Origin of the sequence: Streptomyces sp. P9-A2 (assembly GCF_036634175.1) — a bacterium.
GTDB lineage: Bacteria > Actinomycetota > Actinomycetes > Streptomycetales > Streptomycetaceae > Streptomyces > Streptomyces pratens.
In genome coordinates this window covers 3,429,841-3,447,344 of the sequence record NZ_JAZIFX010000001.1, presented here as the reverse complement: position 1 = coordinate 3,447,344, position 17,504 = coordinate 3,429,841, and the positions used below count along the sequence as shown (strand labels likewise).

Genomic DNA, 17,504 nt, shown 5'->3' with positions numbered 1-17,504 from the left:
GAAAGGAACGCCGCGGCGGCAGGGTTCGGGTCCGGGGCGGCTCTGGCTGCACGACCTGCGGCACTGCGCGGCGCCCCTGTCTCTGGCCGCCGGCCTGCACATGAAGGCCATCCAGAAACTGCTGGGGCACTCCTCCTACTCGCTGACCGCTGACCGCTGACACGTACACCTCGGTACTGCCGCAGTCCGAGGAAGCCCAAGCCGAGGCCCCCTGCTTTGGTTCCACGCAGCTCACCAGCGCGGTGGGACGTCACCCAGGAACCGGAGGAGAGGCCTGACGTTCCCTCGGAAGACGGCGAGGTTCCCACGGAGGATGCTGCTTGACAGCGCGTTCCCATACGTTCCCATGGAAGGTGAAAATGCCCCTCGGAGATCTACTCCGAGGGGCATTTCTGATGCTCCGATGCAGGTCAGGGCGGTAATGCGTTGTGCCCCCGGCAGGATTCGAACCTGCGACACCCGCTTTAGGAGTTTTCCCTGGGTGAGGCTGTGCCCTGCGGAGACGTGGGCCGCAGGGTGTCTGACCAGGGGAAGGACTCCTCAGCGGTTCTCACGTGTTCACGGTGCTTCCCGTCCTCATGTGTGCTGAATACGTGCCGGTGGACGCTGTCCGGCGAAGGCCATGGGTTGCTTGGGGGCCCGGCGAGCGGTCGGAGTGAGGTGCGGGCGTCCCGTCAGACCTTCTCGACTCGCACGGAGTGGCCCGCGAGGAGTTGATTCATGTCGTCGGTGTCGGAGGTGAAGACGGTTGCCTGGGCCCCCTGTGCGGCTTCCCGCCCGGCCACAGCCGCCAGAACGGCGTCGATGGCGTACTTGTGCCCGTGCAGGCCGGCTGTCTTCAGCATGTCGCGCGCCATGGCGATCACCTGGTCGTCCGTGTGTACGACGCGGATCCGGGACAGCGTCCAGTTCCACAGCGCCTGCCTCGACGCTTCGCGCGGGTCCCATGCCTCCAAGGTGGTGAGGGCCGAGGTGACGATCGGGATGTCGAGCCGAGGGGCCGTCTTGAGCAGCGCAGCCATCTGCCGATCGCCCTGGACCGCCTTGGAGAGAGCCTCGGAGTCGAACACGAAGACGCGCTGCCGTGGCCGGGGCAACTTCGCTCGGACGGTGCGGCTCACGCGGCCTCGCCCGAAGCCGACCGCTCTTCGTCATGCCAGCCGTCGATGGCGGCGATGCGATCCAGCGCTGCCTGCTGCTCGTCGTCCGTCACGGCGCCGTGCTCTTCCTCGAGACGGTCGGCCAACTCGCGCAGCCGGTCCATCGCGTCCTGATGAGCGGCGGCGGCCGCGATGTAGCCGGACACCCCGCGTGCGTCGACGCGCTCCTTGATCGATTCCACCAGTTCTTCCGGCACGGTGATGGTGATCTTCCGGGTTGCCATACTTCAAGTATGTCATGTTCTGCGTAGCGTGGCCTGCTCTTCTCAAAGAAACCGGTTCCGAAGTGCAGGAATGTGCGAGATGCCCACGACCCCGGACACGGCGAAGGGCCAGCCCGGTAGGAAACCCTCCTGAGCTGGCCCTTTTCTCTGTGCCCCCGGCAGGATTCGAACCTGCGACACCCGCTTTAGGAGTTCTGCCGCGCGCCTACACAGGACGGCTGTAGTGGCGCTTGAACCGACACCTATGACTGTGCAGAGCCGCTGCCGTCTGCCGTCGTTGATGTCAGCCGTAGATGTCAGGCAATACCGTTTAGCTTGATCACGGACGCCCGTAGACGGCCCTGTCAGTGGCTCAACTGCCGTCGGCTGGGTCCTGCCAGTGCCAGGGCACGTGCGGAGGCACCCAGGCGTCGCCGTCACTCCGATCAAGTACGGGCGGCTCACAGTGATTGGGTACAGGGCTTCCGTCGATGACTGCCTCCAGAGTGAGCTGCACGTAGCGAAGGTACCCACGTACGTCACGGATCTGGCGAGCACTGTTTCCTTGCCCTATGCCTCGCCATGCGACATCGAAGCCCAACTTCACCAGAGTTCTGAAGCGTGCCCGGACCTGATCGTCCTCGATGGACAGAAGGTCCGTTTGCATGCCGTGGCGGACGGATTCGAGGGCTTCCGCGCACCGCTCGCGAGCCTCCACACTCAACCGTGGCTCATCCAAAGCCACGTCCGGAAGTGACGGTAGCCATGCGTAGAGTGCTGCGATTCGTTCCAACAGCCGCTGAGCAGCTTCGGCAGAGCGCTGCTGAGTCCATTGACTACGTGTCAACGCTGCACTGGCAACCTGCTGCGAAGCGGCAAGTGAACCTTGAGCCTCGATGGACTTAGCGGTTTGCCAACGTGCCACGTACACCGCGATTGCTCCGCCGGCCAAGGTCCCTATCAGTGCACTGGTCGTCTCGCCCGCTAGCTCTCCCCAGCTACTCATGGAGGCATCATCGCCTCGGCTGCGTCGGTCAAAACGGTGTGCTGAGCAGCTGCATGGGCGGAGAGGAGTAGAGGTTGAGTCTGAGCGACTGGGCCCTCAGCTTGGGAAGCTGTGATCATTTGCAGCTGACTCGGCCGCTGACCTGCGTGAACGGTATGGGTGCCGCCTCGTCGGCCTCGGCGCCTTTCGCCGTGATTCTCCGCTGTTCCCCGCTCGGTCTGGTGCGCTTGTGGTGCACGCCGAATCCTTAACGCCTTGTCGGCCTTGCCTCTACCACACATAGTGCGGGCTACGCGGCAAAATGGCAGATCTTCTCTAGAGATCATGCGAGCGCTCGCTGAGGCAGGTGCTGACGCGCTAAAAAGTGCTACGGACTTGAATAGTTGTTCAGGGGAGGGTGATCCGTGAGCACGCAAGAAAAGATCAACGAACTGCGCCTACAGAAACTGAAGTTGCTCGATGATCACTAAAAGGAGGTGCGGCACCTTCGAGTGGTGGTCGATCTGAAGGTGCGAGAAGTCAACCGCAAGATCGCTGAGCTGGGTAACAGCGACGTGAATTTGCCCTGTCTGGTCCGGAAGACGCCGGGTCCTGATCTCACCGTGTACCACTCAGCCGACAAGCCGTGTGGAAGGGTGCGAGACCGACGCAACTTTGCGGACATGCCCGAGAACAAGGCCAAGGACGCGTCACCGCACGTTTGGCTGGAACGGTGTACGGCTTGCGATTGGCGGCGAGCGGCACGATTGCACGGTGATCGTCTTGTGAGTAGCTGAACCACAGGTTGATGGAGTCGTAATGGGTGAGTCTCCCATTTATCAATCTTGAGAACCGTCGCGGCAGCGATGTCACCATGGGTTCAATTCCCACCGCCTCCGCTCTGAGAGCAATGCCGAACGGCCCCTGACCTGGGTAGTTGGTCGGGGGCCTTCGCATGCCCGGCCCTTGTGGCTCCCCGCCGTTCCCTGCGGTTGCCCGCTCGAACGGGCACGCAAGGGGTGCGGAAGGGATACGTGCGGACGGCTATCGAGAGATCGGAATCTCGTAGACGATCTCGCAGAGTGCGGCGGGGACCACGATGTCCGCGGTCTCCACGGGCTGCCCCTGGTCGCTGTAGTACGTCCGCCGGATGTGCGTGACGAGTGCGCCCTTCTGAACGCCCAGGAGTGAGGCCTCCTCGGTGGTCGCCTGCCTCGGCTCCGGCTGCTCCACGGCGTGGCTGACGGTGATGCCGATCTCCGCCATGCGGTTCACGACCCCTGCCCCGGCGTGCGGCCCTCCCTCGGGGAGGACGACGAGCGTGCCGGCGGTGAGGTCGTACGGCTCCCAGCTCGTCGACAGCTGTACCGGCCGGCCGTCGGCGAGGAACTCGTACGCGGTCCGGACGCACGGCTCCCCCTCGGCGATGCCGAGCCGCGCCGCGACCTCCGCCGGTGCAGGAACCTTGGCCTCGGTCCGGCTTTCCCAGTCGCCTTGCCTGCCCACGGCCTTCATGTCCGTACGGAACGGGGAGCCGCTGGGCTGTTCACGCGCCGATGACCGGACCACTCGTACGCGCTGCCGAGGCTCGGCGACGTAGGTGCCGGAACCGGCGCGGCCTTCGAGCACACCTTGGGAGATCAGCAACTCCTGCGCCCGGCGGACCACGTTGTCGCCGACGCCGTACTCCTGGCCGATCTGAGCGCGGGAGGGAAGTCGGTCCCCCGGCTCCCACGCGTGCTCCGCGATCCGCTGCCGCAGCTCGTCGGCGATGCGGAGATAGGGCGGTTGCTCAGGCATATGGAAAATCTAGTCCACTAGCTCTAATCTAGTTAACTAGCTTCACTTAAAGTGATCGCCATTAACCGAAGGGCTGCCCTGTGCCTGCTTCCAAGGTGCGCGCGGAGGCCATCGCAGCCCGGTTATCGGCCGTCGGGCTCGCCACGCGCGTGGAGGAGCGCGACGACTGCACGGCCATCGAGGCGGAGGTGCCGGAACCACTCTCCGCGGAGTCATGGCGGGAGGTCCTGGAAGCGGTGGCCGATGCCGACCGCTTCGGCCTCCTCGCCACCAGTTCGAACGACCGCACCCTCTGGGTGGTCGTACACAAAACGGTCCCCGCGACGGGCGATGTCGGGGGACCGGGTCATCAGCGATAGGGGCTGAACACCGTGTTCAATCGTATCCGCCGTACTGTCTCGTGCTTCAGGGAGCGGTACCTCTACAAGGGTCGGCACCGCCGCTCCGAAACGCCTGCGCGGCCGGTGGCTGTGTCCCCGGAAGTCGCTTACGGTGCAGTGCTGTTCCTGCGTCGGCACCGCGAGCACATGGGCATCCTCGTGGGCGAGGAGACGGCGCTCGTCCGCCCGTACGTACTGGCCAGTGAGGCGCGAGCACGGCACCGCTCGGTGGCCGTGAGCTGCGCTCCCCTCGCCGGCCCTTGGTACGCCTCGGCGGGTGACCGCTGATGCCTTCCCGCCAACAACCCCGCAGCACCCAACCCGGGCCCGGCTCCTACCGGTCGACCTCCTGCCGCATCGGCACACGCCACGCCTGCGCGGAGTCGTCCCCGGTCACTGCACCGGTCGACGTGCCGGTGATCTATGAAGCCTGCGACTGCTCGTGCCACACCATTGCCAAGTGCCCAGTACCGACAGAGGCGGCACGGTGAGGGGGCCGGCACTCAGCGGCGCGGTGCTCTCCCCTGTCGAGATCACCTCGACCAACGTGCAGCGCGGCGACGTCATTCAGGTTGGGGGCCAGCAGTGCCGGGTGACCGACCTCTTCCAATTGCCCGGCGGAGCCAAACGACTCGTGTTCGACTCGGGCGAGTTGCTGACCATCCACACGGGGACCCGGCTCGTCGCCCTGCGGCTCGTGAGAGTGAGAGGCGGTGATCCCGCCCGTGCCCTCGCGACGCGACGCCATCGCCGATGACCTCCGGGACCGGATCGTCACCGGTCGGCTCAAGCCCGGTGAACGCCTGCCTTCTGAGGTGCATTTGGCCGCGCAATACATGGTCAGCACACCGACGCTGCGGAATGCCCTCGCCGTACTCCAGGCGGAAGGCCTCGTTGAGAAGACCCACGGCAAGGGGAACTTCGTCCGTCGTCCGCTCCAAAGGATCACGTACGTCGGCGGGAGGCGAACCCCGGACGCGCACAGCATGGATCTTGCACCCCTGAGCGTTACTGTCCACACCACCAGGGTGCGGGCCCGCGGGCATCTCGCGGCCCTGCTGAAGATGCCGACCGGCAGCCCTCTGACTGAGATTTCCTGTCTCGGCCATGAGGACGAGAGACCTCACAGCCTGGCGCGCATCTACGTCCCCTGCGACCTGGCGCCGGCCGCCGTGCTCCGCGAGCCACTCCCGTACGAGGCGGTGGTGACGCGACTGACGGAACTCCGCCCGCCGCCGGCTGAGGTCCGGGAGGAGATCAGCGTTCGCCTCCCGACACCGGAGGAGGCGTCCACTCTCCGGATCAGCTCTGCCTTGGCGGTCCTCGCCGTCACACGCCAGACGGCCGACACCGCTGGACGCGTGGTCGAGGCGGCCCTCCTGGTGCTCCCGGGAGACCGCGCCGACGCGGTGTTCACCACTCACTACGTGATCGACGAGAGGCCGACGAAAGCATGACGACGTCAAACGAACTGCGGCTCCTGCCCTGGACGGGGCCCGACGGCAAGCCGTGCTTCCTCAGCACCGATGACAGCGGCGGCTACATGTCCCGCCTGGCCGACAACATCGAGTCAGTACAACTCGGCACGGCAACCGAACTACTGGACCAAGCGATCGACATGCTCGCCGCCGACACGGCCCCGGACGACATGCGGCTTCTGGCGAAGAACCTGACCGGAGCCCTGAGGGACACGCTCCGCGTGGCGACCAGCCGGGGTCACCGCCTGGACAGCCGGTCCACTGATCACCGGCCCCGCTGACCAGCGGGACTGAAGAAGCCCACGGCTCTGACCAGCTCAGATGCCGTGGGCTTCTGTCGTTGTTGGTCGGTGTCGGCTGACCTTGGACGGTCTAGAGACGGCTCGAATATCGCATCGGGCCTTCCGCTGAGTCCTTCCACCCTCGCAAGCGTGAAATCACAGGCTTTGGTCATCACCTGACACGGAGTGTGCCCTACTTGTAGCATGGGGTGCTCGGGAGGGTCATATGAGTTTTTGGTCTGAGCTGGGTTTCGGCAGCAACCCTTACGTCGTTAAGCCGCTTCCGTCAAGCGCAGCTGGCCGAGAGTTGCTTGTCGGCCGAGATGTTGAGCTAAGGGCTTTATTGCGGAGGATTGAAGAAGGCGACACGCATGTTTTCCTTGAGGGGCCGAACGGAGTCGGAAAGACCAGTCTTGTCGCAGTGGCGGCCTGGGTAGCGACGGAACGATTCCTGGAAAGAAAGACTCCCCAGCTTTATTTGTCCCTTCCCGAACCGTTGCAGATCAAGGAGGACGCGTCCGAGTTCATCAGCGATTGTTACTTCGCTATCGCTCGCGCCTTCCTCGATGGTGAGGAGATTCTGAGGCGGGCCGATCGCAAGGTCCCGCGCACGAAGGAAATCAAGGCATGGCTGGAATCTCCGGTGCTAAAGGGGCGCGGCTTCACTCTGTCATCGCCGTTTGGTGGCGGCGGGGTGACAGGGAGTACTGCCGCTAATAGTTCTTCAGGCTTCTCCAATGCTGGCTTCCGGGCCACAATCCGAACGTGGCTACGAGATGCATTCCCTGAAGGAACGGGCGGTCTGGTGGGGGTCATTGACAATCTGGAGCTTCTAGAGACGTCGAATGCGGCCCGTCGCCTTCTCGAAGAGATCCGCGACCCTGTATTGCAACTGAGCGGGATGCGGTGGGTGCTTTGTGGGGCTCGGGGTATCGCTCGGAGCGTTGCCGCAACCTCTCGCTTGAATGGCGTACTCTCCGACCCCATCGAGATCACCCCTGTCGCAGACGAGCATATTTCGAACCTGATCGATACTCGGCTACGGCATTATTCTGTAAGGTCGACGAGCAAGGCCCCCGTTTCGGCGTTGTCGTTCGAGCATGTATATGAAGTGGCTCACAACAATCTTCGAGACTCGCTACGACATGCTCAAAGTTTCTAGCAAGATAACGAGTCAGAATTCTTCCTCTCTAGATCAGAGGTGGAAATCTCCGAAGCCTTCACTAAGTGGATTGAGGATCTTGCAATCAAGCATGAGACTAGTGCCAAATTGCAGCCTCGCACGCGAAAACTTCTAGAAGACTTGGCGGCTTTCGGGGGGACTTGTTCTCCAAGCGACTTTGAGCAATTCGGTTTCAATGATCGAGCGCATATGCGAAAAAACGTTGTGGAGCTCGAGCGGTATAGCCTGGTGATTAGCAGTAAGGATGACGATGATCAGCGGCGACGATCAATTGAAATAACATCCAAGGGCTGGTTGGTTCACTATGCCCGTTCGCAGGGCTTGAGTGCACCCCCCATCCCAGGCTTGTAGACACAGTCGAGGGTGACAAGGCGACGAGCGCCGTCCGACAGTGAGGACGTCGCCCGTACCAGGCCGAGACTTTGAGATCTGTGCTCATCCGTACCAGGTCGATCGCGGGGGTCTGTCAACGTCGACCAACCGCTTCTGTGCCTTGGTCGATCGTTCATTGGGGTCCGGCGTCGGTCGTTGGTATCCGTGCTTGTTGGTGTCAGTCGCTGATGTCAGCCGCCGCACGCTCAGCCTTCGTCATGGCCGGTTGCGGTGAGGTCCACCCATATCCATGGCTTGTGGTGCCACGTACGCACTTTGCCTATGACGAGGTCAACGGTCGCCCCTACAGGAGGCAGCTTCTGGGCGAGTCGCTGTACTCCAGGTTCGCTGCCGCGGCGAATCATGTCTAGCGAAGCACCTACGGGTTCGTATTCGTTGAGCGCCGCCGTGAGTCCCCATGGCTGGTGGCTAGTGATCGTGGCGCGGACTGTTTCGCCTTCACGGAGCTCGCTGAGCGGGCGTCTCGATTCATCTGACATGGCGGCATCATCCTCCTCAGCCCACCACTCACCCCGGCTCCCATCCCGTCCGCCGTCGACCCACACACCGTGGAGCGGGCGTGGTCCCTGGCGTCCAGGTGGAGCGCGCCACTGTACGAACGACCTGGACGCCAGGGGCCGCGTCTGCTCGGCTTTGCCTGGGTCGGTGGTGGTCGGGATGGGAGCTCCCCGCGCACGCCACTACGGGCCCGCGGTCGGGAACGGTGCCCCCTCCATCCCGGTGCCGGCCGGTCCCCCGCCGGAGGCGGACTACCTCGCTCGCCTCCGCGAGCTTGGGCAAGGAACCCCCGGCTTCTTGCCTCAGTAACAGAGGTGCGGCCTACGGCCGCGCAAACCTTGGCAGCTCGCTGCGCTCGCGCGCGACGGCGTTCGGGAGCTCCCGCCCGCCGCGTGCTTCCGGGCCGACTCGGACCTGGCGTGCCCGACGGGTCGGCACAGTCCCTGCGACTCTCCCGGCTACGCTCGCGAGGGAGCGCCCCGCAGCGCGTGGCTGCGGGGCGCCGATCCACTTTCGCAACAGGCCCTAGTGGGGTTTAGTCGACCGTCTGCCCGTCGTACATACCGCCCCTGCAGGTCGGGAGCACGGGCGTCGACCGATCGATCGTTCCGCCGCCGTCCGTGCACTCACCCGGGGTGACGCTGCCGGGCGAGGTGACGCTGCCGGCGGTGGCGGTGGCAGCGCCTGTGAGGCCGAGTCCGGCGAGGGCTGCCGTGGCGATGACTGCGGCGAGGATTCGTCGAATGCGCATTTGGTTCGCCTTTCACGGATTGCCTCGGTTGGGGCACTAATCAGCTTGATGTTCACCCATGTGGGTGGCACGTCATGTTGGGCCATTCGGGTGACAGTGCTGTCGGGTGCGGGGTCGGTGACGCGACCCGTCGGACAGGCCCTGGAACGAAGAGACCACCCCGGCCGGATGGGTGGTCTCTTCGTTGTTCCGGAGGGGGCAGCGTCCGCAACCATCGTCTTGGCCGTGGGCCGCTCTATGCGGTGATCGACTCATGGCCACCGGCCCTATCCACCAGTGGGCCCGCGTCGGCGCAGCGCGGGCGGAGCGGGCCGGAGGCAGGAGCGTCGCCCGCAGCGGAGCCGGGAAGCGCGCCCGGCGGAGCGGAAGATTTCAAGTCCAGTGAGACGGTCGTGATGCTATGAGGTTTGTGGTGCGGGTTCGCGGCGCTTGGACGGGTCGTTGATCCAGGCCGTCTGGGGTATCTCGGGTGGTCGGGGGCGGCGGCCGAAGCGTTCGGGGTGGCGGGCGTATGCCTCGGCGAGGGTGACCGCGCGCTGGTCGCGGACCTCCTCGGCGGTCCCGAAGTGGACGGAGGCGGGTGTGTGCCAGCCGATGCCCGAGTGCCGGTGCTCGTGGTTGTAGTACGCGATGAAGGCGTCGAACCATTCGCGGGCGTGGGCCAGCGAGTCGAACCGTTCGGGATAGTCCGACATGTACTTCGTGGTCTTGAACTGGGCCTCGCTGTAGGGGTTGTCGTTGGAGACCTTCGGCCGCGAGTGCGACCTTGTCACCCCGAGGTCGATCAGCAGCTGGGAGACCTTCTTGCTCGTCATCGAGGTGCCGCGGTCGGCGTGCACGGTCTCGGGCACGATCCCGTTGCGGACGATGGTCTCGCGGATCAACTCCTCGGCCCGTTCGGCCGATTCAGCGGCCTCGACGGTGTGGCCGACGATGTAGCGGCTGAAGATGTCGATGATGACGTAGGCGTGATACCAGATGCCCTTTGCCGGTCCGGCCGCCTTGGTGATGTCCCAGGTGAACACCTGCGACGGGGCGGTGGCCACCAGTTCGGGCACCGCCTGGGCGGGGTGGGTGGCCTGTCTTCGGCGCTCGCCGGACTGGCCCTTCTCGCGCAGGATCCGGTACATCGTGGAGACCGAGCAGTGGTAGCGCCCGGCATCCAGCTCGCGGGCCCAGATCTGCGCGGGCGCCAGTTCGGCGTACTCGTCGCTGTTCATCAACTCCAGTACCGCAGACCGTTCTTCGGCCGTCAGGGCCGAGGGCTGGACCTGCGGCTTGCGGGGCCGGCGTGGTGGCGCCGGACGCAGCCGGCGGTAGTGGGTGGCCCGCGAGCGGCCGGTCAGCCGGCACGCCGCAGTCACACCCAGCACGCCCTCGACGCCGGTGAACGCGTCATCGGCCACCGGGGTGACGGCAGCGTTCAGTCCGCGCCCTCGGAGATCATTTCCAAGAGCGCGGAAGCTTTTCCCATAACCTCCAGCGCGGCCTTGTTCCGCGCCAGTTCCTTCTCCAGACGCTCCACCTGGCGGCGCAGTTTCTCGTTCTCCGCCTCGGCGGCAGACTTCTTCGGCCTCGCCGGGCCGGTACGCTGGTCGACCAGCTTCTCCAGAGCCCCGGCATCCCGCGCTGCCCGCCACTCCTTCACATGCGAGTGGTACAGCCGCTCGCGGCGCAGGACCGCGCCCTTCTCGTTCTGCGGGGCGGCGTCGTACTCGGCCACGATCCGCAGCTTGTACTCCGGGCTGAAAGTGCGGCGCTTCGGCCGGGGAGCCGGGTCGGATCCGGCGGACTTGCTGCTGGTCATGAGGGGGTGGTTCTCCTGTCGTGCCCTCTCAGGCTAACCCGCCGAAGCGGGACGTCTCACCCAAGGCTGACAGAGAGGGCCAAGACCCCGCAGCCGAAGGTGAAGGACCGTCGTACCGGTGAGATCGCCACCGACATGGAGACCGGCGTCAAGCTGATGACGGTCGACGTGATGTTCGCGGCCAACGACGAGGTGGAGATCCTTTCCATCACCGTCCCCGAGACCGGCATCTCCGGCGAGCTGGTCATGGGTACCCCGGTCGCGCTCACGGGGCTGATCGCCCGGCCGTGGGAGAACGAGTTCAACGGCCAGAAGCGGCACGGGATCGCCTTTCGCGCGGTTGCCGTCACCTCGCTGGCCGCTGCGGGCTCGGCCCCCAAGGCGGCCTGAGCCATGGCATGGCCGACGGTCTTACTGCTGCTGTTGCTGGTCGTCGTCGCTGCGGGTCTCCTGCGGTGGCGGCGCCCCGCCTGGTACTGGCTGACCTTCGGGGTCGCCCTCGCCGTGTTGCGGGTCCTGGTCCGCTACGCCTCGGTCATGGACGCCTGCGGCCTGACGGTCCCGCCCTCGCGCTGGCGTCTGGCGCTGGCCCGGATGGCCAACCGTCCGGTGCCGGAGTCCCGTTCACTGCGCATCCTGCGCCTGCGGCCCACCCGCACCGGCCTGGTCCTCCGGCTCAAGCTCCGACCCGGTCAGGATGCCTTCGATGTCGCCGCCGCCACGGACCGGCTGCGCCACTCCTTCGGGATGTACGGCGTCACCTCCCGTGAGCTGCGCTCGGGTGTCGTCGAGATCCGGATGACCGGATACGACGTGCTCAAGCGGGTGCAGATGCCCGCCGAGACCGAGGCCCGTCCGATGCGGGTCCCGGTGGCTTTGCGGGAGGACGGCTCTGTCCACTACCGCGACTACCGGGCCGTGCCGCACGGCCTGACCCTCGGGGCCACGGAGTCCGGCAAGTCCGTCTATCAGCGCAACCTCGTCGCCGGCCTTGCCCCGCAACACGTCGCGCTGGTCGGCATCGACTGCAAACAGGGGGTGGAGCTGTTCCCCCTGGCCCGCCGGTTCTCCGCGCTGGCCGACAACCCGGATACCGCGCTGGAGCTGCTGGAGGCGCTGGTGTCCCACATGGGGGAGGTGTATCGGCTCATCCGGGCCGAGCAGCGGATCACCGCTGACGTGCCGGATGCCGAGATCGCCGCCGACATCTGGGACCTGCCCGAAGACCTGCGGCCGGTGCCGGTCGTGGTCCTGGTCGACGAGGTGGCCGAACTCGCGCTGTTCGCCAGTAAGGAGGAGGAGAAGCGCCGGGACCGGATCATCACCGCCCTGGTTCGCCTGGCCCAGCTCGGCCGCGCGGCCGGCGTCTACCTGGAGATCTGCGGGCAGCGCTTCGGCTCCGAACTCGGCAAGGGCATCACCATGCTCCGCGCCCAGCTCACCGGCCGTACCGCGCACCGCGTCAACGACGAGACCAGCGCGAACATGGCCTTCGGCGACATCGCCCCGGATGCCGTCCTGGCCGCCATCCAGATCCCCGCCGAGACGCGCGGCATCGCCATCGCCGGGGACTCCACCGGCGGCTGGCACCGCATCCGCGCCCCGCACACCTCGCTGCGCCAGGCCGTGAACACCTGCAACAAGCACGCCGACCGCACCCCTGACGTGCCCGCCCTGGCCGCGTTCCGGCCCGCGGTCGCCCCGCTGCCGTCGGCCCGTGTGCCGCTGTCCAAGACAGCCCCCGCCACCGCCTGACCCACCCCCGCTGCCACGGTCAGCGCGACCACCCTTCGCGCCACGTCCCTACCCCCGCCATGCCTCATCACAGGAAGGAGCCGTGATGGCCCGCCCCGCTCTCCGCATCGACGCCGTACTCGTCCAGGCCGTCATTGCCGGGGCACTGTCCTTCGCCCACCTGCACGACCTCGCCGCCGCTGCCGGACAGGACGGCTGGAAAGCCTGGGCCTACCCCGTCTCCGTAGGCCTGCTCCTGGTCGCCGCCTGGCGCCGGCTGCGTACCGACGGGCCGTCCCGGCTGGCCTGGTGCTGGTTCCTCATCGCCCTGGTCGCCTCGCTCGGCGCCAACGTCGCCACCGCCGGACTCCTCGACCTCAATGACGTCCCGGCCTGGCTGCGCATCCTCGTCGCCGCCTGGCCCGCCCTGGCCTTCATGGGCGGCACCCTCCTCGCCCACTCATCCGCGGGCCCCTCGTCGCCACCGCCAGCGTCCTCCGCCCCGGATCCGGACCCGGCACCCCAGGTGCAGCCCGAACCGGCCGCCGCTGCTGAGCCGGACCCGGTGCCCGAACCTGTCGCGGCCCCCGTACCCGATGAACCCCCGGCCCTGCCCACCGCCGAACCGCCCCCGGCCGTACCGGTCCCGGCCGCGCTGGTCGACCACGCCCGCAAGGTCGCCGACGACCACCACGCCCGCACCGGTGCCCCGATCGACACCGACACCCTCCGCACCCGCCTCGGCGTCCCGCCGCACCTGGCCGACGCCATCGCCGCCCAACTCACCTGACCAGGAAGGGAGAAACGGCCGATGACCCGTGACCCGGCCGACCTGACCGCCGCCGACTACCTCGACAGCGCCCGCGAGATGACCGCCGCGAACCGCCCCTACCTCGCCCACCTGCTCGCCGAGGAAGCCGCCCAGCGCACCCCCGACCCGGCCACCGCCGCCGGTATCCGCGCCACCTTCCCCGACCCGGCCCTGACCCGAGAGGAGACCGACTGACATGCCCGCCCGCGACTTCTTCCACTCCGTGATGCGGATCGGTCCCGTGCAGATCGGCACCCACCGCGACCGCCACGGCCGGACCAAGCACGCCGCCGTGTGCAGCGCCGACGACTGCGGCTGGTCCGCCGACTACTCCAGCCGTTCCGCCGCACAGCTCGCCGCCCGCACCCACCGCTGCCGCGCTCGCTAGGAGGCCGACCCATGGACGTTCCGCTCTGGCTCGCCCTGCTGGTCGTCGGCTACCTCGGCGTCAAGCTCATCCGCCCGCCCTGGTGGCTCATCGCCGTACTCCTCCTCGGCGGCTTCCTGCTCGCCGACAGCGTGCTTGCCCCCGTCATCGACAGCTTCACCAAGTAGTCCGCCACCACGTCGCCCGCCCCGAAAGGAGAACACCGATGCTTCGCCCGAAGGTCCCGACCAACCCCACACCCACCCTCCAGGCCTCGCCGACCGTGGCGATCGAGCCGACCGCCGTCATCCCGAGCACTCAGGCACCGCCGCCCGCTCCGGTCGCACCGGCACCGCCCCGGCCCACGGTGCAACTCACCCCCGGCACCGCGCTCGCCCTCGTCGGCGGCGGCACCGCCGTCGTCCTGGTCGTCGGCGCCGTCCTGGTCTCCATGCTCCTGGCGGTCGCCATCACCGGCGCCTCGGTCGCCGTCTGCGCCCTGGTGATCCGCTCGCTCGTCAACGCCGACGCCAAGCGTCGCTGACCGGCCCCCGGGCGGCCTCGATACCGCCAAGCATCCGCCGCCCGGGAGCCGTCCCTGTCCGATCTCACAACCGGAAGGAAGAACCCAGCATGGCGCATCGCGCCTCGCCCGTGCCTGAGCCGCTGCTCGACCCGACCACCCTCGGCGACCTGCTGAGGGTGGCCTCGGCCTCCGACTACGCGCGCTGGGAGGACCAGATCCGCCGTACCGGCGGCTGCGCCGACCCGATCCACCTGACCGGCTGGGTCCTCCACAAGGACAAGACCACCGGCGAGACCCTGCACCACTACTCCACCGCCGGTGAGCCCGGCGGACGTCTCCGCCTCGCCTGCGGCAACCGCCGGGCCTCCCGCTGCCCCTCCTGCGCCTGGACGTACGCGGGCGACACCTATCACCTCATCCGTGCCGGCCTGGCCGGTGACGACCGCCGCGACATCCCCGCCACCGTCCGCGACCACCCGCGGGTCTTCGCCACCCTCACCGCCCCGTCCTTCGGCCCGGTCCACAACCGGCCCGACCGAGGCGTCTGCCGCTGCGGCACCCAACACGCCCCGGACGCCCCGGAGCTGGGCACCGCCCTGGACCCGGCCACGTACGACTACGCCGGATCCGTCCTGTTCAACAACCACGCCGGACAGCTCTGGCAGCGCTTCACCACACGACTGCGCCGTGAACTCGCCGCCCGTGCCAGCCTTTCCCCCCGGGAACTCGCTGACCGAATCCGCGTCTCGTACGGCAAGGTCGCCGAATTCCAGAAGCGTGGCGCCCTGCACCTCCACGCCGTGATCCGCATCGACGGACCCGAGGGCGCTGAGTCGCCGCCACCCGCCTGGGCCACGGTCGATCTCCTCGCCGACGCGATCCATGCGGCTGCGGCGCACTCCTATACGTCGGTCTCGGTCCCGGCCGCCGGGGACCAGCCCGCCCGGTCGTTCCGCTGGGGGGCACAGCTCGACGTCCGGCCGGTGAAGGCGTTCGGGGACGGCTCCGACATTACAGAGCAGGCGGTTGCCTCGTACGTCGCCAAGTACGCGACCAAGGCAGCCGAGAACACCGGCACCCTGGACCGCCGCATCGGTGAACTCGCCGAACTCGACCGCCACGGCGTGCCCGACCACACCCGCCGCCTGATCACCGCATGCCGCGCCCTCGACCCGCTCTATCCCGACCGGCGGCTGTGGGCCTGGGCTCACATGCTCGGCTTTCGCGGCCACTTTTCCTCAAAGTCCCGCCGCTATTCCACCACCCTCGGTGCCCTCCGCCAGGCACGCGCCGACTACCGCGCCGCACAGGATGCCGCCGCCTTCCGCCTGGACGACCGCGAGCCGGAGACCGTCCTCGTCCTGACCGACTGGCAGTACGCCGGACACGGCCACACCCCCGGTGAATCCGCCCTCGCGGCCACCACCGCCCGAGACCTCCAGCTCAACCGTGAAACCGCCCGCGAAGCCCTACGTGACCAGATCGCCCAGGAAGGAGCCGCAGCATGACCACCGCAGCACCTGATCTGCTGACCGTGCCGGAAGTCATGACGCGGCTCAAGGTCGGACGCTCCAAGGTCTACGACCTGATCCGCTCGCGTCGCCTGGTCTCGATCAAGATCGATGGTGCCCGCCGGATCCCCACCGATGCCGTACGTGACTTCATCCTTGACCGGATCGAGGAGGCTGCCTGATGGCCGGCCAGCGCAAGCGCAATCCGAACGGTGCGGGCACCATCACCAAGCGCAAGGACGGCCGCTATCAGTGCGCGGTCTACGTCCTTCAGCCGGACGGCACCCGTGCCCGCAAGTTCGCCTACGGCAAGACCTGGGCCGAGTGCGACGCCAAGCGCCGGGAGCTGCTCGCCAAGGTCGACCAGGGCGTGCCCGTGCCCACCCGCTCGGCCAAGCTCTCCGAGTGGCTGCCGTACTGGCTGGACAACGTCATCAAGCCTCGGCGGAAGCTCAGCACGTACGACAAGTACGAGGCACACGTCCGGCTCTACCTGGTGCCCCTGCTCGGCGCCAAGCGGCTCGAATCCCTCGGCGTCGCCGACGTGCGCCGCTTCCTCGTCCGCCTGGAGAAGGAGACGACCGCGGCGACCGCCAAGGAATCCCACCGCGTCCTGCGATCGGCGCTCTCCTCCGCCTGCCGCGAGGAACTGATCACGCGCAACGTTGCCAAGCTCTTCGAGCTGCCCCGCACCGACAACCGCGAACTGAAGCCCTGGACCCTCGACGAGACACTCGACTTCCTAGCGGCCTCCCGCAAGGACCCGCTGTACGCGGCCTTCGTGCTCGCCATCGCCATGGGGCTCCGCCGGGGAGAGATCATCGGTCTCCGCTGGTCTGACCTCGACCTCGAAAGCCGTGTCCTCTACGTCCGCCAACAGACGCAGCGCCGCCGTGGTGTCCTGTACGACGACGATCCCAAGAGCCGCCGTCGACGCGTCGTCCCTTTGCCCGCGCTCTGCATCGCCCCGCTGCGCCGGCACCGGATGCGCCAGTCCGCCGCTCGCGTTAAAGCGGGGGAGCAGTGGCATGAATCGGGCTACGTCTTCACCACCCGCACCGGTCGCCAGGTCGAGCCGCGGAACGTCTACCGCTCCTTCACCCGTGTCGCTGAGTCCGCCGGCCTCCGCGTGATCCGGCTGCACGACGCCCGGCACGGCACCGCGACTCTCCTCACGGCGGCCGGGGTCGCGCCTCGCGTCGTGATGGAGATCCTCGGGCACAGTCAGATCAGCATCACCATGGACGTGTACACGCACGTCGTGCAGGACACTCAGCGCGAGGCCATCAGCCACATGGATCGGCTGCTCAAGCGGCGGCCGGTTGTGAGTGACCGCCCGCGTTGATGTCAGAAGTAGATGTCAAAGGCCCCGGACCATGATCGGTCCGGGGCCTTTTGGCTGGTGCCCCCGGCAGGATTCGAACCTGCGACACCCGCTTTAGGAGAGCGGTGCTCTATCCCCTGAGCTACGAAGGCGAAGGCGTCCCCTGTGAGGGGGCAAGCCCACTGGTCGGACATGGTGCGGGGTGCTCCGCGGTCTTGCTCGGTCGCGCGGCGCGGCGTACCAATGACCGACCAGGGACAGCGTAGCGGATACGTGACGGTGAGAGTCGTCGGTATAAGGGCAGGGGGCCGG

General features: G+C 67.1%; 22 protein-coding genes and 1 tRNA gene. 16 read left to right on the top strand and 7 right to left on the bottom strand.

The window, feature by feature from the left end:
• Positions 1-674: 674 nt before the first annotated feature.
• From V4Y04_RS15525 to V4Y04_RS15515, 3 genes are all read right to left on the bottom strand, one after another.
• Positions 675-1,121, bottom strand: coding sequence for a hypothetical protein (locus tag V4Y04_RS15525; protein WP_332428519.1), 447 nt, complete (start codon positions 1,119-1,121; stop codon positions 675-677).
• Entirely contained in the window at positions 1,118-1,384 is a 267-nt protein-coding gene (locus tag V4Y04_RS15520) for a hypothetical protein (protein WP_332428518.1), read from the bottom strand. Before V4Y04_RS15520 ends, V4Y04_RS15525 begins: the two co-directional genes overlap by 4 nt.
• A gap of 2,008 nt (positions 1,385-3,392) precedes the next feature.
• Positions 3,393-4,148, bottom strand: coding sequence for a GntR family transcriptional regulator (locus V4Y04_RS15515; RefSeq protein WP_332428517.1), 756 nt, complete (start codon positions 4,146-4,148; stop codon positions 3,393-3,395).
• 80 nt (positions 4,149-4,228) lie between these two features.
• Between V4Y04_RS15515 and V4Y04_RS15510 the strand changes: the two genes are divergently transcribed.
• From V4Y04_RS15510 to V4Y04_RS15485, 6 genes are all read left to right on the top strand, one after another.
• Positions 4,229-4,507: a hypothetical protein gene (locus tag V4Y04_RS15510; RefSeq protein WP_332428515.1), complete on the top strand. Its 279-nt coding sequence runs from the start codon at positions 4,229-4,231 to the stop codon at positions 4,505-4,507.
• A 138-nt stretch (positions 4,508-4,645) separates the two neighbouring features.
• Positions 4,646-4,816, top strand: coding sequence for a hypothetical protein (locus V4Y04_RS15505; RefSeq protein WP_332428514.1), 171 nt, complete (start codon positions 4,646-4,648; stop codon positions 4,814-4,816).
• A 172-nt stretch (positions 4,817-4,988) separates the two neighbouring features.
• Positions 4,989-5,285 (top strand): hypothetical protein, encoded by a 297-nt coding sequence (locus V4Y04_RS15500; protein WP_443080023.1) that lies wholly within the window; start codon positions 4,989-4,991, stop codon positions 5,283-5,285.
• The gene (locus V4Y04_RS15495; protein ID WP_332428513.1) at positions 5,242-5,985 is read left to right on the top strand and encodes a GntR family transcriptional regulator; all 744 of its coding nucleotides are present in this window, start codon (positions 5,242-5,244) and stop codon (positions 5,983-5,985) included. The genes V4Y04_RS15500 and V4Y04_RS15495 overlap by 44 nt, the downstream gene beginning before the upstream one ends.
• A complete protein-coding gene (locus tag V4Y04_RS15490) occupies positions 5,982-6,287 on the top strand; it encodes a hypothetical protein (protein ID WP_332428511.1) in 306 nt (101 codons plus the stop codon). The genes V4Y04_RS15495 and V4Y04_RS15490 overlap by 4 nt, the downstream gene beginning before the upstream one ends.
• 226 nt (positions 6,288-6,513) lie before the next feature.
• On the top strand, positions 6,514-7,449 hold the full coding sequence (locus V4Y04_RS15485; RefSeq protein WP_332428510.1) for an AAA family ATPase: 936 nt from the start codon (positions 6,514-6,516) through the stop codon (positions 7,447-7,449).
• A 1,447-nt stretch (positions 7,450-8,896) separates the two neighbouring features.
• Here the strand turns inward: V4Y04_RS15485 and V4Y04_RS15480 are convergent.
• The 3 genes from V4Y04_RS15480 to V4Y04_RS15470 form a co-directional block, all read right to left on the bottom strand.
• Positions 8,897-9,112, bottom strand: a complete 216-nt coding sequence (locus V4Y04_RS15480) for a hypothetical protein (protein ID WP_065000148.1) — start codon at positions 9,110-9,112, stop codon at positions 8,897-8,899.
• 398 nt (positions 9,113-9,510) lie between these two features.
• Entirely contained in the window at positions 9,511-10,476 is a 966-nt protein-coding gene (locus tag V4Y04_RS15475) for an IS3 family transposase (RefSeq protein WP_443080163.1), read from the bottom strand.
• 59 nt (positions 10,477-10,535) lie between these two features.
• On the bottom strand, positions 10,536-10,919 hold the full coding sequence (locus V4Y04_RS15470; RefSeq protein ID WP_109383656.1) for a transposase: 384 nt from the start codon (positions 10,917-10,919) through the stop codon (positions 10,536-10,538).
• 66 nt (positions 10,920-10,985) lie between these two features.
• Here V4Y04_RS15470 and V4Y04_RS15465 point away from each other — a divergent pair, with 66 nt between their 5' ends.
• The 10 genes from V4Y04_RS15465 (at position 10,986) to V4Y04_RS15420 (ending at position 17,213) form a co-directional block, all read left to right on the top strand.
• Entirely contained in the window at positions 10,986-11,309 is a 324-nt protein-coding gene (locus V4Y04_RS15465; RefSeq protein ID WP_332432857.1) for an SCO3933 family regulatory protein, read from the top strand.
• Between the two features lie 3 nt (positions 11,310-11,312).
• Complete coding sequence (locus V4Y04_RS15460) at positions 11,313-12,674, top strand: FtsK/SpoIIIE domain-containing protein (RefSeq protein WP_332428507.1); 1,362 nt, start codon at positions 11,313-11,315, stop codon at positions 12,672-12,674.
• Between the two features lie 85 nt (positions 12,675-12,759).
• Complete coding sequence (locus tag V4Y04_RS15455) at positions 12,760-13,443, top strand: DUF2637 domain-containing protein (protein WP_332428506.1); 684 nt, start codon at positions 12,760-12,762, stop codon at positions 13,441-13,443.
• A 21-nt stretch (positions 13,444-13,464) separates the two neighbouring features.
• Positions 13,465-13,659, top strand: a complete 195-nt coding sequence (locus V4Y04_RS15450; RefSeq protein ID WP_332428505.1) for a hypothetical protein — start codon at positions 13,465-13,467, stop codon at positions 13,657-13,659.
• Position 13,660: 1 nt separating this feature from the next.
• Positions 13,661-13,852 (top strand): mobile element transfer protein, encoded by a 192-nt coding sequence (locus V4Y04_RS15445; RefSeq protein WP_332428504.1) that lies wholly within the window; start codon positions 13,661-13,663, stop codon positions 13,850-13,852.
• Between the two features lie 11 nt (positions 13,853-13,863).
• Positions 13,864-14,019, top strand: coding sequence for a hypothetical protein (locus tag V4Y04_RS15440; protein WP_332428503.1), 156 nt, complete (start codon positions 13,864-13,866; stop codon positions 14,017-14,019).
• 38 nt (positions 14,020-14,057) lie between these two features.
• Complete coding sequence (locus V4Y04_RS15435; protein WP_332428502.1) at positions 14,058-14,375, top strand: SpdD-like protein; 318 nt, start codon at positions 14,058-14,060, stop codon at positions 14,373-14,375.
• A gap of 110 nt (positions 14,376-14,485) precedes the next feature.
• On the top strand, positions 14,486-15,865 hold the full coding sequence (gene repSA, locus V4Y04_RS15430; protein WP_332432856.1) for a replication initiator protein RepSA: 1,380 nt from the start codon (positions 14,486-14,488) through the stop codon (positions 15,863-15,865).
• A complete protein-coding gene (locus V4Y04_RS15425; protein ID WP_332428500.1) occupies positions 15,862-16,050 on the top strand; it encodes a helix-turn-helix domain-containing protein in 189 nt (62 codons plus the stop codon). Before repSA ends, V4Y04_RS15425 begins: the two co-directional genes overlap by 4 nt.
• Entirely contained in the window at positions 16,050-17,213 is a 1,164-nt protein-coding gene (locus V4Y04_RS15420; protein ID WP_332428499.1) for a tyrosine-type recombinase/integrase, read from the top strand. The genes V4Y04_RS15425 and V4Y04_RS15420 overlap by 1 nt, the downstream gene beginning before the upstream one ends.
• A gap of 55 nt (positions 17,214-17,268) precedes the next feature.
• Here the strand turns inward: V4Y04_RS15420 and V4Y04_RS15415 are convergent.
• Positions 17,269-17,344 (bottom strand) — tRNA-Arg (locus V4Y04_RS15415).
• Positions 17,345-17,504 lie beyond the last annotated feature (160 nt).